This is a genomic window from Pedobacter sp. KBW06 (assembly GCF_003852525.1).
Taxonomy (GTDB): domain Bacteria; phylum Bacteroidota; class Bacteroidia; order Sphingobacteriales; family Sphingobacteriaceae; genus Pedobacter.
The window spans coordinates 911,031-926,026 of record NZ_QAJL01000005.1; the positions used below are offsets into that span (position 1 = coordinate 911,031).

The following is a 14,996-nucleotide window of genomic DNA, read 5'->3' on the forward strand; positions in this document are numbered from 1 at the left end:
TATATAACTATATTATTTACAGCATAATATACATATATTTATTTTATCTAAATTAATCGCTATGTACTACAACGCTCTCATCATTCTTTATAAAAGAATCAATCCTTCCATTTTATTCCCGGGCTAATTAATCTTTGATGTTAAACCTTTAACATGTAAAAAATGGAATATATTTTTACTAGTTTTCTTATAGGCACAGGCGCTTGCCTTGTTATAATTTTAACCGCCTATTTCCTGGGTAAATACAAGACCGGGAGAAAAGTAATTCTTCAAAGTACCATTACATCCGAAGATGAGCCTGAGGGCTTCAGCTATTATTACCTGCCCTCCGCATCCTTAAGCGTCCAGGCCACTGCCAGAATTATTTTATATAAATCTGTAGAAAACGGAATCATAATAAAAGCAGAGCTCCAAAGCGTCACCTGTGAGGCCACGGTTAAGATTGAACCCGATACATCCTCGGTAATCACCCTCTCCTATCTGCCTGACTTCTTTTTTAGTGATCAGCTTAAAGTCCTCACCAATGAGCGAGGGTTACTGCAAAACGTAGAAACGACATCTGGCGATAAAATTGTCAGTATTGTTGAACAGTTTACTGCTGCTCCGGCAGCTATTTCTCCCCCATTCGCTCCGGGCGACAGACCTCATGAAAGATCAGCTGTGACACAGGGAATAAAAGAAGAGGTTCTTTACACAAGAACATTTTTTATCCCTCAGGCAGAGATTGATGATGAAAAAATAGAGCGAAAATGGCTGATCAATTTCAACAGTGCTCCGGAGGTAACACCTCTGGACGCGTCCTTCAGCCTGAACAGAACCGGAGCAAGAAAAGCAAAGGTCTTCACAGAAAAAAAGGTCTATAAGGGGATATATACCCGGCCCGTTACTCAGGCGGTGTGGGATCTTGAAGTACCAGGGCCACAAAACACCGAACCAACAACACACAATTCCCAGCCAGTGGTAAAAATGAGCTGCCTTGTTCCGGACAGTTCCAGACTCATGAAAATTCCTATCCAAAGAGCGCTGTTTGTGGAGAGTACTGTAATGCCAAAATTTTCAGACGGGCTACTGGTAGAAAACGCGATCAGCAAACCCAGCGGAATGGCCGAACTTTCAAAAATTCCGATTAATATCCTTAAGGCACTCGTTTCTGTCCCTGCGCAGCTTCTACAGTTTAAAATCATCAGAACGAACCTCGACACCAACTACGAAAAATCAATCCGGGAGCCCCTTTCTTCTAAAGAAGAAACCAGAATACTCTCTGATAGAAAAAATCAGGCTGAACTAAAACCACAGCCGGAAGATTTAAAGCAAAGAATCTCCGAACTGCCTGAAAAAGTCTCCGTAAACAGTATCCCACCTGCGCAACAGGAAAGAATTCCCAAACTCGGAAAACTTCCGCCAGAAAAAAATGCGAAAACTGAAACAGCTACCCGGGGTACCAATATTAGGGAATTTTCAATCGAAAATCAAAAGGGGGATCTGAGAACACAACCTCCTGAAGTCGATTGGAGCAATGCTTTCAAGGCAGAATTTTCAGACTATCAAAATTATGAACTTTTAACCTGCGTTCCTGCAGCAGCAGCTTACCTGATTAGCATATGGTCTGCAAATACTAAACCGAAGGCGGTTATACCTTCAGAGCAAAGTGTCATTGCCGCCTATAGGAGCGTTTCAGGCTATAACCCCGCAGATCCTAGTACAGATGTAGGTTGCAAAATCTATACTTTTTTAAAATATTGGAGAGACACAGGAATTGGAGGCGACAAACTCGAGTACCTCACCTCAATTAAAACAGGCAACATTTCTCAGTTGAAATCAGCCGTATACTGGTGTGGGGGCTGTATTGTCGGCCTTCAAATGCCGGCTTCAGCAAAAAACAAAACCACATGGAGCAATCCAACCGGGACAACGGAGGGCGATTATAGTCCCGGATCCTGGGGAGGACATGCGGTGGCTGTTATCGGATACAATGCAGATTATCTGATCGCGATTTCCTGTGGACAAAAGATCTTTATGACCTACCCCTTCTTTAAACAGTATACTGATGAATCCTTTATAGCACTCTCTGCTACAAACTGGTTTAAGAACGGCAAAAGTCCTACTAATCCTGGGCTTACACTTGACGAAATGAATGATGAAATCCAAACAATTCGCTACAGTTAAACATCTTAAAATTATATCTATGACAAAAAAAATTACCGCTCCGCTAATTCTTTTCTTTCTATCGATGAGCTGCTATGCGCAGACTGGTATAGGGCAATTCTTCGACAATCAACAGGAAATTGTTTTTGACAATGAAGGAAAAATGATAAAGTTCTCCAGGGTATTTGTCACTAAAAGCACGTCACTGAATTTTAGTGTGGTCTACTCCAAATCGAAAATGCAGAAGCATTTTGATAAATTTACGGAGCTGCTGGAGAAAACTCAAAAGACAATCGACGACAACAAAGAGGCTTACAATTGCATTTTCGATCAGGACATCTCATTCATCAATTTTAACAAGCAGCTTAAATTCGCAATCGAAGAACTAAGAAAAGTAAAGGTAAATAACCTCCAATCGTTGAAGGATGCAAACGCTGCATTCGAAAAATCAGGCACAAATCAGTACATCCCCGTTTCAAAATATATCGAAGAATGGAGAAGTCAATATCTGGTTGAAGCCTGGACAACAACAGATTTTAAAACAGAAAAGAAGCTTATTCTTAATGAAGGCAAAGCCAGTGACACCTGTTATTACATTAAAAGCGAGACCCCACTAAAATTCAAAGACTTAACATGTGGAAATTGTGAGGAAATCGACAGGAATGAGCTTCACTTTAAGCTGGTGTACAATGACCCCTTAGAAGCAACCATTGCGCACTGGTACGCTATGAAAGCAGACTCTATAACTAAAGCATTACAATCAGCTCCGGATGTTGAAAAGCAAATAATAGATGAATTATGTCAGGCAGCAATTGCAGAAAGTGGAAAATTCCAGAGCAAATTCAGATTAGTAGGAAGGGAATTCAAGGATTGGATGATCAACCTGCTGTGGATCAGCGGTGGCGTGCTGACTCCTAATCCGTTTAATTCAGTTACTGCAGATTTTAGAACTGATTCGGAGAGAATATTAAAAAAATTGGATGAGGAAATTAATATTGTAAAACAACAAATCACCTTTATTGACAACTCATCAAAAAAGGTGGCCGAAAAAATAGGAAACCTCCCCGAACTTAAGGAAAACATTTCCGCAGGAAAAAACCTAACTCATGAACTGGACTCGCTCAACGGAGAAAAGAAAAGGCTCGAAAATTTACTCAAAGTAAACCCATTGCTCAGTTTACTATTGGAAAAGAAAATTTTATATGATGGCTACATAAAAGTCTCCCCCACTTTAGGCGGAGAAGCGTTTCCCCAGAAACAGTTTGACGCTGCAAACCGCTACAATCCTGTAAAACAAAATTTGTGGGACAGGCGGAAAAACAAGGAGATACCCAATTCAGAAAAACTGCAGTGGGTACTAAACAATGTACCTGAGGGGACCAAAATAAAATTTAGCGAAGAAGGCGTCACCTTCAAGGACACTGAGCTATTTACAAAACTGATAAATGAAGAATTAACAAAAGTTGACTTTAGCACGTTCCCTTCGGACATGCTTGGCAAAGCGCAGGATTATTTCAGTTCCTTTTTAAGCGTTCCCAGTACGGGAAACAAAGGGGCTAATGGAAAAGCCCCTGACTGCAGCGATGCCCGTGCCATCATAATGAATATGTATAACAGATTACATGAGGGATCGCTCGACCTGAAGCCAAGGGCAAAACCTTACTTTCAGCAACAAGAATCTGCCCCTGCATTCAGAACAGAACAGATCACTTCAACCATCGAGCAGGAAGATCCTCATACGATAAACACTACGATCACAAGATGGTCTGCCAAAGATTCAACAAAAACAGAGGTGGTAAGAAAATCTACAGTTAACGTGGGCAATGAGCGTTACTTTATACTTTCTGCGGGAATTGCATTTAATCAGTCACCATTAACGGTCACTCAAATTGATGCAACTAACAATGGGTTTAAACTAACGACAGAAGATAGCAGGGCAAGAGCCATATTTGGCTTTAAGTTCTTTCCCTTAAAAAATTACAACCGGGACCACGGCATTATCCCTAGATATTTTCTTAAAAGACTCAGTATTTTTGGAGGTGCTGAAATACTGAAACCGTTAAACAATTTCTATGTAGGCGGCGCCTATGATCTCGTTCCCGGACTGGCGTTTTCGGCAGGCCGAAACTATACCTTGCAAACCCGTTACAGCATTGAGAACAATGCAATTACGAAAACCTCCAGAAGTTATGTAAACGGAGGCACTTACTATTCTGTAATGGTTAACCCGGTTTTATTTCTCCAATTTATTAAACTCTTATTTAAATAAGTCATGCGCAAGTTCAAATATTTAATATTCGCAGTTATAACCGTCATCACAGCCTGCAACAAAAGTAAATTTGATGACCTCAGCGGAGAAGAAACGATAAGCGGTACTGCAATCATCGCAGATACCCTGAACGGAAACCTGAAATATACAATCCTTAAAAATACAGCTGTTTACCTCGCCAATCTTAATGGCAGCGGTACTTACCTCTATTCGGTAAACACAAACGATCAGGGAAAATATAGTTTTTCAGGAATTCAAAAGGAAAAAGCCTACAAAATATACGCTTCAACCGATACCGGAACTGTAAAATTTTATGGCGTCAAAGAATTTCAGGCGAACAGTTATCCCATTAGTCAAACAGATTCGCTCAAACTATTTCCTGCAACAAACAATCAGAACGGTATTCATTTTATTTTAAGAGCTGCCGACGGATCAAAACTACAAAACACAACTGCATGGGTATTTACCAGCCCTACCGCCTTTAACTCCGGTACATCCGAGGGAAAATTATTTGATTTGACAACCAATATCTACGGAGTTGCGAATAAATTTAATATTCCTGCAGGCACCTATTACATCCGCGTAAAAACACAAAGTGGAAACCAAACTTTGCAGGGACAGGAGACCGTTCTGCTAACCGCGACCGGAATTAAGACCGCAACAATAAAGCTTGCGCCTTACAGCGCAAATAACAACGGAATGGGGATCAAAGTACTTGATACCTTTAACACTCCGGTAAATACAGCAACAATTTACTGTTACCGCAGCCAGGCCGTATTTCAGCTTGACGTTAACAATACCAACAGTCTTTTTAACATTACCAGTAATTCATCTGGCGATGCATCCCTATTTAATATCGATCCCGCTACATATTATCTTCGGGTGATGAAAATCGTTGGTAAGGATACACTAAGGGCAGAAGAGAGTATTGTCGTAAATACTACAGGCACTACTAATAAAACAATTGTAATAAAAAAGTAATGAGATACAGAAACAGTAAGTTACTCCCCAGGAACCTACCCTGACTCAGGGCCATCATGACGCCCTCAGTATTTCACTGAGCTAAAGCAAGCCTGAATTGGCAAACCTGTTGGAGCCCATTTTTTTTGAAAAAATATTTGTATAAAATTCATTTTTATATCAAATTCATCAAAAATTTAATCCAATAAAACATTAACGTTATGACTCTCATTCTCTCTGGTCACTTACAACTGTTAAGTACCGAAGACACGGGTACGGTTGCCGCATTAGACGGACAGCAAAAAGTACTCGCCACCACCACGACAACCGCCGACGGCCGCTTTACATTCAATGCAGAGATCGCCGGACCTGGATGCAGATTGTATGGTTTTCCAGGCCAATCGCTAAATGATGATTCCATCGCATCTGCGCTGCAAACGCCGGACGCTGTTTATTATGAAGCCCTGATTCCTGAAACCACATCTCCCTGGATCAGCCTATACTTAAATGCGGGTTCATCGATGGTAACTGCGGCCCACAAAGCCAATATTGCGGAGAACCAGGTACAAAAAAAGGTAAAATCCTTACTTTTCGGAGAAGCAGTTGGCTTATTTATGCCCGGATATACCGCAGATTTCATTGCACACATTGCTCATCCTGAAATTTTCGATGCCAGTCTTTTTCTGTCAAAATCATTGACGGCAGGCGGACCGGCCGCACTATCAGACCAATTGCTCCATCAAACTGATCCGGAAAATAACAAAGCCCCGGCATTCGCAACACCAAAAACAGCAGCTGTGAGTACAGAAGCACCGGTATCAGCAATTGCTGAAGCCCCCTCGTCCATTGTTATTCCTCGATCTGCAACCTGGGCATGTAACGTACCGGACTGGCTGGATACATTAGATGCTGAAGGTGGTGTATATACAGACACGATGACTACCCTATCCGAAGTATCTGATGGTCTTGCCGCGAGCGTCGGTACTGAAGCTGCCGGACTTAGCCTTGGGGATCTGGCAGCGAACATCGGTAAATCGGCCGCAGGAAGCCTGGTTTCTTTTGCAGCTTCCCAGCTTTTTGGCCTGGTGGAAGGATGGATTTTTGGACAACCGGTGAACCCGGTATTGGAAATACTGCAGAATATTTCAAAACAGTTGCAAACGGTGATCAATAATCAGATAAAGGTGTTGAATGACCTTAATGCAATTATGAACGTATTGCATACCATACAGCAAGATGCCATTCTTGAACATTTAACTCAGCCGCTGACCACGATTCAGGCGAACGCACAAAATGCTTATAACTTTAGTATCAGCAGCAAATCCGGCGTCCCATCAGCAATGCTGATAACCGCTGCCGGTAACATCACTGATCCCAATGTGGGCGTCACCTGGGCTTTGCAGGACATGCACAACCTAATTACAGGGGCCAGCGGTGCGATGCCACTTCCGCAAGCCGTTTTTGAATGTTATCCAAAGCCATCCAGCGTCAACGGGCTGAACCAAAATTTCCTTTCCAATGAGAACTTTTATTTAAAGATACAAGGCCTGTATCACTACTATGCAAGTATCCAAACCCAGGGCGTTCAACTCGTAATGCAGGCATACAATTACCTGCAGAACCAAAATATTTCGAATAACAGTACCCCATATCCGGCAAGCCCTTCTGCCATCAGTTATTACAATAACTGGCTCATCGGTGGATCAACGGCAAACGGGACAATACCAAACCTGGTCATCCAGCGCGAAGGCTACCGTGCCTCCTTTCAAGCCTACTACCAAAACTTTCAGGGATATATGGGAGCACTACCGGACGATATGGCGATTTGCCTGGTTCCACATTCCAGCGGACAGATAGCGCCGATTTTCTACAGCATTGAGGGTGGATTTTTAGTGCTTGGTTATGTATCTTATTTATTCCGGATCTGGACAGCAGGAAACGATGTACTGAACGTTCAACCGTTTGGAACTGTTCAAAACTGGGGCTTGCCAGCTGTTTTACAGAACGCTTTTCACTATCCATCGCCGCAGGATCTGCAAAATATGATCGGAGAAGGTATTGGGAACAACGGAAATTACTATTCCTACCTGCAAGCTCAGGGCTTTACAGATGATTCAGCAACGTATGGCACCAGTTATTTTCAGCAGGCTACTATATGGACCAACACCCATGGCAATTATAATTCGGTCCATTACTACCACTTTAACTGGCCCTCATGGACACCTCAATATAATCCCATTGATATTAACGGCCACAAGCTCCAAATGGAGGGCATGACACCTCCTCCGGCACATTATTCCGGGATTCAGGGCAACCTGCCAATCGGCATATCATTACAGGGAAATCCGGGCGGTAGCTTTAATACAGGTTTTTATTCTTCTAATCCATACAATCCACATCAGGACCCGGCAGCCTGGAACTCCCCAACCAACCAGATTTACGGCGGTTTGATTGTTGCTGAGGTCAGTACTTTTACAGCGGCTGCATCGTCAGATTAAAAACCAAACCACCTCAACATTGGAAGAAAAATTGGCCGGATTCCTTAATCAAGCAATCCGGCCATTAAATCAGCCATACCATTAATGTCTTCTTGGTGAAGATCTGGTATGAGGCCTCACATAAGTTCCATTCTTACGGGTATAACCTTTAACCTGAACCGCTCCACCACCGGCGCTTGGTGTTGAAGATTTTCCTGCGACCGAACCACCACTAGTCAACGAATTGGAAACACCATTATAGGCATAGCCCCTCCCTTCTGTAAACTCCAGATTTTGAACTTGTCTCCTGTTGAGTTTCTTCAGTTTTTTCCAGCTGGTCAAATACCCGCTGTATCCGTTAAACTGACCATACTTTATTTTCTGCCGCTTACTTCCTCTCCGGTAAACAAAGGCATTCTTTGCAGGAATCGTCGTTACGAGCGAATCATCATTTTCTGTTGAGTAGACGGGTGTATCTGCATCAGAAACAACAAGATAGGAACTTGCACTGCAACCGGATAGCATAAGCAATATTGCCAAAGACATCAAAACGAATCGGTTTGTAGGTTTATTCAGTTTATGAAATAATTTAATCATGTGAATTTATTTAGTTTACACAAAAATAAAGGCGATTAATAGCCTGGCAAAACGGGAAACCGTAAAGGGCTGGCAGTAACATGTTTTAAACAAATCGTATCAATATTTCGACAGATCATATCGATCTTAAAAGACGGGATCATCTTACATTATAATTGAATTATATTTAATCTAGTGAAGAACACACTCATCATACTCAATGACGATAACAGACTTCATTATTAAAAATAAATTCTCTCATTATGGCAAATACCAGACAAAACCGCATCTTCTCTAACCACCTCATTTTCGTTAAACCAATAGAAACAGGAAATTTAATTGAGCCGGTGATGCTTTCTGCATGATCCTGTTAACAGCACCTCAGGTTTTATCTGTCCCCGATTCCGGAATATGAGCTTAAACGAAAACAACCTTACGATTGTCGTTCCATGCTATAATGAATATCAAAGGTTCCCTACCCCTACCTTTAAACATTACATTTCCAGCAACCCAGCTATTCTCTTCTGTTTTGTTAACGATGGAAGTACCGACGATACCCTCTCTATTTTAAATGAGTTAAAAAACCTGAGCCCCGAAAATGTGCTCATTCTGCCATTATCCTACAATGTGGGAAAAGCAGAAGCCATAAGATTTGCCGTGAACCATAATAAAGGCGAAAAAAGATCAGCCTATATCGCCTTCCTCGATGCCGATCTGTCTACCCCTATCGGGGAACTGCTGAGGGTCTTCTCCATCATGAAAAAGCAAAACCTGCTGCTCGCTTTTGGCTCAAGGGTATTTGTTTTTGGAAGCAACATCAAGAGAGTAGCCTTGCGTCATTACTTCGGACGCGTGATGGCCACCATGACCAGTTTGATTTTAGATCTCGCCATTTATGATACCCAATGCGGCATCAAAATATTCAAAAGTGATTTAGCCGATCAGCTCTTTTTCAAAAAATTCATCAGCAGGTGGCTCTTTGACGTCGAAATATTTGCCAGGATCAAAATGCTGTACGGCGCAGATCAGCTGACCGGGATTATGAAAGAAGTTCCACTGATAGAATGGATTGAAAAGGGCGACTCAAGGATAAAGTTCGTTGACGTAATTAAAGTCCCCTACCTGCTCATGAAGATTAAAGTTGCTTACAGAAAAAATGGCCGTCACTGGCCAAAAAGCTGATAAACCTTAGGCTTAAAACCAAATATAAATGAAAAATGAGAAAGAATACACTGCACTCGTGATCGGGGCAGGTCCGGGCGGACTAACAGCGGGTTATGAACTGCTCAGCAGGACAAATATCAAAGTCGTCGTTTTTGAGGGATCAAATCATATCGGAGGCATTTCCAAAACCATTAATTACAAAGGCAACCGCATCGATATCGGGGGCCACCGGTTTTTCTCCAAATCCGAAAGAGTGATGGAATGGTGGAAGATGTTTTTCCCCATCCAGGACCCAGCTCAGGCTGAGCCTGAAACCGGAACTGCTGAAGACCAGTATCCCGATCCGGCAACCCTGAAAAAAGTCAATAACGTAATGCTGATCAGAAACCGGCTCTCCAGGATTTTCTATTTGCGCCGCTTCTTTGACTATCCTTTGAGCCTTAGCCCAAAGACATTAAAGAACCTGGGAATTACCAGAATCGTAAAAATTGGATGGGGCTACACTTTAATCAGGTTCTTTCCCATTAAAAATGAAAAGAATCTTGAAGATTTCTTCATTAACCGCTTTGGAAAAGAACTGTACACTACCTTTTTTAAGGATTATACAGAAAAAGTCTGGGGCATTCCATGTGATCAGATCCAGTCAGACTGGGGTGCCCAGCGCATAAAAGGTTTATCCGTATCCAAAGCCATTTTCCACGCCATCACCATGGCGTTTAAAAAGAACTCGTCCATAGAACAAAAGAAAACGGAAACCAGTTTGATCGACAAGTTTATGTATCCTAAATATGGCCCTGGACAGTTGTGGGAAGAAGTTGCAGAAATTATAAAAGAAAAAGGCGGACAGGTTATTTGCAACCATACCGTTCACAAAATTGAATGGATCGACAAAGACCATGTTCAGCTCACCGTTTTAGATGTCTTAAAAAACGAACGTAAAGTCTACTCAGGAAATTACCTGTTTTCGACCATGCCGGTAAAGGACCTGATCAACAGTATGGGGAATAACGTTACAGATCACATCAAACGAATAGCCAATGGACTTCCTTACCGGGACTTTATGACAGTTGGACTGTTGCTCAAAAAATTAAGGGTAAAAAATACCGGAGAGGCTGATCAGAAACTGATCTCCGACAACTGGATTTATATTCAGGAAAAAGATGTTGCTATCGGAAGATTACAGATCTTTAACAACTGGAGCCCGTATATGGTGGCAGATCCGGAAAATGCATGGGTTGGACTGGAGTATTTTTGCAATGAAGGAGATGATTTATGGTCTATGAAAGACGAACAATTTATTAAGTTCGCCATCGATGAACTCGTTAAGATTGAGATCGTATACCATGAAGATGTTTTAGACAGTACATTGATCCGGGTACCTAAGGCCTATCCTGCCTATTTTGGAACTTATAACGAGATTGATGACGTCATAGAATTCACCAATTCCTATGAGAACATGTTTCTTATTGGCAGAAACGGCATGCATAAATACAATAACCAGGACCACTCCATGTTAACCGCAATGGTTGCAGTAGACAATATTATCGGAAATCAAACCGACAAAAGGAACATTTGGGAGATCAACACAGAAATGGAATACCATGAAAAGGACAAGAAAGCCAAATCCAGCATTTAACCTCCTGAGGGTAAAACCAAAGCTATTCTTTTGGTCATTAATCGTGTTTTTTGCGGCAGCCACATTTATGGTGCTTAAAAATCAGGCAACATTTTCAAATGCTGCAGTAATTGGGCCCAGAGGGATAGTGGAACATATTAAAATACCTTACAGCTCCAACCAGGATGGGGATATCGGCATGTATACCTATAGCATGACCTTAAAAAATTCCATTCTTTTTTCGGGAACAATTCATCTAACCCCCGACGATTGTATCGGCAACATCCGCATTAACGGGCAGCTCCAACCCAAGCTGTTAGAAGAAACGCAGCATCTTTGTGATTGTATCAATGGTTTTTATATCAACCTCAAGCCCTACCTCAGCAAAGGCAACAATCAGATCATTATGGAAATCCGGAACACCCATGGATTCTATGGACTGAAAATGACCGATAAGACTTTCTACGAAAAATACATCATTGCGCTGTGCCTCATTTTCGCACTCCTGTTGGTTAACCTGAAACAGCTGTTCCTCTACCTTCGTGATCAGTTTGATGCTTTTTTTCAGCAAAACTCATTGTTGTGCCGGTTGGTTGGCGGGCAACTGTTCCTGCTACTCCTCCTCATCCTGGCAGGAATATGGAAAGACCTTCCCGCGCCCTGGTATAAATGGTCAATTATTGCCCTGTTGATCTCTTGCATATGGCTTCCCTTAAACCTCCTGATTTATAAAAAATTCCTGTACGGGAAAGCCGCGTCTTTACTCTTTCTGTTTTCCATATCCATTTCACTGGCTTATCTGATCGTGATACCGCACAGCGTCTTCTCTTATGACTATGAAGGACACCTGAGCTATATCCGCTACATTATGGAAAGAGGTCATGTACCGGTCTCTTCAGGGGGATGGTCATTCTATCACCCCTCTTTATACTACCTCAGCATCACGGCACTATTAAAAATCACCAATGCAGGAGGCTATTTTACAGCAGAAGAACTTCCAAAAATCATTCAGGCCTGCTCTCTTCTCTTTTTCATGGTGTACGCCTTTTTCTCGCTCAAAACCATAGACAAGGTATTCAGGAATCTGCCTGCTTTAGCAGATAAAAAGAACGACAGGATATTTAAAACGGCCTACCTGCTGTCGATTGCTGTTTTCCTGTGCTGGCCCTCCAACGCCATCGTTTCAATAAGAGCAGGAAATGACATTCTGTTTGATCTTTTTTATGCCATGTCCTTCTATTTTATCGTTTGCTGGTGGTTTTCCAAAAAAACAGGTGCATTTGCAGCGGCCTTGATTTTTGCAGCTTTGGATGTCTGGTCCAAAACCAACGGGCTGATGTTGCTTGGCCTGATTGGCTTTTTACTGCTGATCAGATACTTCCTGGACAAGGAAAAAACAAGGGACAGGAAAAAGTACTTTTCAAAGCTCTGCCTTTTAGGGATTTTCTCCCTTTTTATTGGTTATTACGCATTCCTGGAAAAATTTGAACGCCTGAAAGCCGACCCTGATATGCCCATGATTGTTGGCAATGCCAATGGCCTGGGCCCTGGCTTCCTGGTAGAAAACAAACCTGCCAATTATTTCTTCCTGAATCCTGTTAAATTTATCAATATCCCTTTCACCAGTTCCCTTGATCCGACCAAGGGAAGAGAGAATTTCTGGTTCTATTTAACAAAGTCCAGCTTGTTTGGTGAATTTAGCCCTGAAGGAGAACATACCGTCTTGTTTGCAAAAATACTGAGTTTCTTCTTCCTGCTGATCTGGACAATAGGGAGCCTGGGTTTCTGCTTTGCTTTCAGACAAAAAAACGCTTACATACCTGTATTGGCCAACCTCTGCCTGTTGGTGATGGCCATGATCGTATTCAGAATCTATTACCCCTACTCCTGTTCCAATGATTTCAGGTACATCTATCCCGCGGTTCTTCCTTTTGCGATCCTCACGGGGAGCACGCTGCTACTCTTAACCAACAACAAATGGCTGAGGTGCCTGACGATGGGAATGATGCTCTGTTTTTTAATTGCAGCAGTTGCTTTTCAGCTCAATGTCCTGCACACTTATCCAACCCATTTATAATGAAGAAAGTCGTTAAGAAAACAGATCTGGATAAAAACTGACAACAGATAGAACAGAATGAGGTAATTTTTAAAGGGATCAGCAAATTTCAGGACCAATACTGCGCAAAAAAACGTCAAATAAAAGATAAAGGGTAAAGTATGCTGATATACGCCTGTGAAATAAGTACCACAAATGAGGAGCAGCGCAATTACCAGTTTCCCGGACTTTTCAGGTTTAAAATCCCTTACCAGCCAAAGGAGGTAAATGAGAAAAAAGGGGCTGCAAAAAAGATGGCGGTTTAAGCTCCATATATTTGTTGCCCCCTTCAGGTTGAAAGTGAAGAAAGTATCCAGAAACGTAGTTCCTGCCAGGCAGAGCGCAGAGAAAACAACCGCTTTGGGAATGTTCTGAAATGGATGGGAATCCCGCTGGCGGAGCCTTAAAAAAATCCATTTCAGGCAATGAAAGGCCGCAATTGATCCAATCACAAACGCGGCCCCGTCTACTCCGATGATCCTCTCCGGATCGTAAGTGGTTAGTGGAAACTTTGGAACGATCCAGTGCCTTTTCCAGAACTGTTGGATGTCTAGAAAATAAAACCACCTGCCCGTTTGCCGGAATTGTACATAGGCAGAAATCATTAGCCCGGAGGCACAGGCGGCAATGCTATAGAACAGGTTTAAAAGCAGTCTCCGCTTCGGTTGTTTTCGATCATAAGTCAATATTTCCGTAATGATTATTGCCGGTATGAACAAAAGAGAAACGGACCTCACCGTAGCTGCCAGCAGAAAACCGCTGATCTTAATGGGGCTGTATTTTAACTGATAGCCCAACAGGATCATCGTCGCAAACAGAAAGGACAACGATTCTGAATAAGGCAATCCAAAAAAAATAAAAGAAGGGCTGCCCAGCATAATCAATAGGAATATCGGGGATACTGCTTCTTTCCAGACCAGCAGGTAAAATGAAGTGATAAAGATGGCCAGATTGAGCAGGCAAATGGAAAGGGCCGACAACTGGCTCAATTTCCACAGAAATGGAAACAGCGGAAAAAAAGCCATATTACAAACTTGTAAAGGCACAAAAACATAACCCTTCTCGCTGATGTCATGGTACCAAAAGGCATCCCAGTTCAATAAATTTTGTTCGTCCGGAACTGCATCTATCACCTGATAATGAAGCAGCAAAAGGTAAGCGATGACAAAAATATTGAAGTGCAAAAAAATAAGGAGCGGCGTTCTGTTCATTTGAAAGGCATGATCTGATCTGATAACTCAAACCCTTCCTGAGCTAATTTTACCTGGTTATTTTTCCGGAAGGTAACGAAGTAATTTGCTCCAAAATTCCATAAGAATACCAGCACCGTTGCCAGGCATTTACTTAGATAAAATTCATGATGCAAATGTTGATGGACCACATAGATAATGACGCTATGAAACAACAGGCCTATTGCCGAAACACCAATAAATGTTAAATAAAGAGAAAAGCTGAGCTTTTTTGCTTTTCCGAATGTCCAGGACGAGTTGAGGTAGAAATTGTTCGAAGCAGCGACAAAAAATCCTATTGTATTTGCGACGTACAGGTTTTGAAACCATACTTCTTTTACAAGAAAAGTGATGGAAAAGTCGATCGCTGTTCCCAACAAGCCAACGAGTCCGAATTTGAAAACTTTGGCGGCGATCTTTTTTAGGTGGATCAGGTTCATATCAAATCATTTAATTTAGTTAGCCA

At 42.1% G+C, this 14,996-nt stretch carries 10 protein-coding genes; 7 read left to right on the forward strand and 3 right to left on the reverse strand.

The window, feature by feature from the left end:
- Positions 1-162: 162 nt before the first annotated feature.
- The 4 genes from DBR43_RS29860 to DBR43_RS29875 all read left to right on the forward strand — a co-directional run bounded on the left by DBR43_RS29860 (position 163) and on the right by DBR43_RS29875 (position 7,872).
- Entirely contained in the window at positions 163-2,166 is a 2,004-nt protein-coding gene (locus DBR43_RS29860) for a hypothetical protein (RefSeq protein WP_124586965.1), read from the forward strand.
- A gap of 19 nt (positions 2,167-2,185) precedes the next feature.
- Entirely contained in the window at positions 2,186-4,414 is a 2,229-nt protein-coding gene (locus DBR43_RS29865; RefSeq protein WP_124586966.1) for a hypothetical protein, read from the forward strand.
- Between the two features lie 3 nt (positions 4,415-4,417).
- Entirely contained in the window at positions 4,418-5,395 is a 978-nt protein-coding gene (locus tag DBR43_RS29870) for a hypothetical protein (protein ID WP_124586967.1), read from the forward strand.
- Positions 5,396-5,595: 200 nt separating this feature from the next.
- Positions 5,596-7,872, forward strand: a complete 2,277-nt coding sequence (locus DBR43_RS29875; RefSeq protein ID WP_124586968.1) for a hypothetical protein — start codon at positions 5,596-5,598, stop codon at positions 7,870-7,872.
- Between the two features lie 81 nt (positions 7,873-7,953).
- On the opposite strand, the gene DBR43_RS29880 is transcribed toward DBR43_RS29875, so the two are convergent.
- Entirely contained in the window at positions 7,954-8,448 is a 495-nt protein-coding gene (locus tag DBR43_RS29880) for a hypothetical protein (protein ID WP_124586969.1), read from the reverse strand.
- Between the two features lie 390 nt (positions 8,449-8,838).
- Between DBR43_RS29880 and DBR43_RS29885 the strand changes: the two genes are divergently transcribed.
- From DBR43_RS29885 to DBR43_RS29895, 3 genes are read left to right on the forward strand one after another with little or no spacing between them, the layout of a single operon-like run.
- The gene (locus DBR43_RS29885; RefSeq protein WP_124586970.1) at positions 8,839-9,609 is read left to right on the forward strand and encodes a glycosyltransferase; all 771 of its coding nucleotides are present in this window, start codon (positions 8,839-8,841) and stop codon (positions 9,607-9,609) included.
- Positions 9,610-9,637: 28 nt separating this feature from the next.
- Entirely contained in the window at positions 9,638-11,227 is a 1,590-nt protein-coding gene (locus tag DBR43_RS29890; protein ID WP_124586971.1) for an NAD(P)/FAD-dependent oxidoreductase, read from the forward strand.
- Positions 11,193-13,283: a hypothetical protein gene (locus tag DBR43_RS29895; protein ID WP_124586972.1), complete on the forward strand. Its 2,091-nt coding sequence runs from the start codon at positions 11,193-11,195 to the stop codon at positions 13,281-13,283. The genes DBR43_RS29890 and DBR43_RS29895 overlap by 35 nt, the downstream gene beginning before the upstream one ends.
- On the opposite strand, the gene DBR43_RS29900 is transcribed toward DBR43_RS29895, so the two are convergent.
- Together DBR43_RS29900 and DBR43_RS29905 are read right to left on the reverse strand one after the other, a co-directional pair.
- Positions 13,265-14,512: a hypothetical protein gene (locus DBR43_RS29900; RefSeq protein WP_124586973.1), complete on the reverse strand. Its 1,248-nt coding sequence runs from the start codon at positions 14,510-14,512 to the stop codon at positions 13,265-13,267. The two genes, DBR43_RS29895 and DBR43_RS29900, sit on opposite strands and share 19 nt — an antisense overlap.
- The gene (locus DBR43_RS29905) at positions 14,509-14,970 is read right to left on the reverse strand and encodes a GtrA family protein (protein ID WP_124586974.1); all 462 of its coding nucleotides are present in this window, start codon (positions 14,968-14,970) and stop codon (positions 14,509-14,511) included. Before DBR43_RS29905 ends, DBR43_RS29900 begins: the two co-directional genes overlap by 4 nt.
- Between the last annotated feature and the right edge of the window lie 26 nt (positions 14,971-14,996).

Excerpts from the sequence above, each read along its gene's own strand:
- DBR43_RS29860 (WP_124586965.1), top strand. The coding sequence starts at position 163 with ATGGAATATATTTTTACTAGTTTTCTTATAGGCACAGGCGCTTGCCTT.
- DBR43_RS29865 (WP_124586966.1), top strand. The coding sequence starts at position 2,186 with ATGACAAAAAAAATTACCGCTCCGCTAATTCTTTTCTTTCTATCGATG.
- DBR43_RS29870 (WP_124586967.1), top strand. The coding sequence starts at position 4,418 with ATGCGCAAGTTCAAATATTTAATATTCGCAGTTATAACCGTCATCACA.
- DBR43_RS29875 (WP_124586968.1), top strand. The coding sequence starts at position 5,596 with ATGACTCTCATTCTCTCTGGTCACTTACAACTGTTAAGTACCGAAGAC.
- DBR43_RS29880 (WP_124586969.1), bottom strand. The coding sequence starts at position 8,448 with ATGATTAAATTATTTCATAAACTGAATAAACCTACAAACCGATTCGTT.
- DBR43_RS29885 (WP_124586970.1), top strand. The coding sequence starts at position 8,839 with ATGAGCTTAAACGAAAACAACCTTACGATTGTCGTTCCATGCTATAAT.
- DBR43_RS29890 (WP_124586971.1), top strand. The coding sequence starts at position 9,638 with ATGAAAAATGAGAAAGAATACACTGCACTCGTGATCGGGGCAGGTCCG.
- DBR43_RS29895 (WP_124586972.1), top strand. The coding sequence starts at position 11,193 with ATGAAAAGGACAAGAAAGCCAAATCCAGCATTTAACCTCCTGAGGGTA.
- DBR43_RS29900 (WP_124586973.1), bottom strand. The coding sequence starts at position 14,512 with ATGAACAGAACGCCGCTCCTTATTTTTTTGCACTTCAATATTTTTGTC.
- DBR43_RS29905 (WP_124586974.1), bottom strand. The coding sequence starts at position 14,970 with ATGAACCTGATCCACCTAAAAAAGATCGCCGCCAAAGTTTTCAAATTC.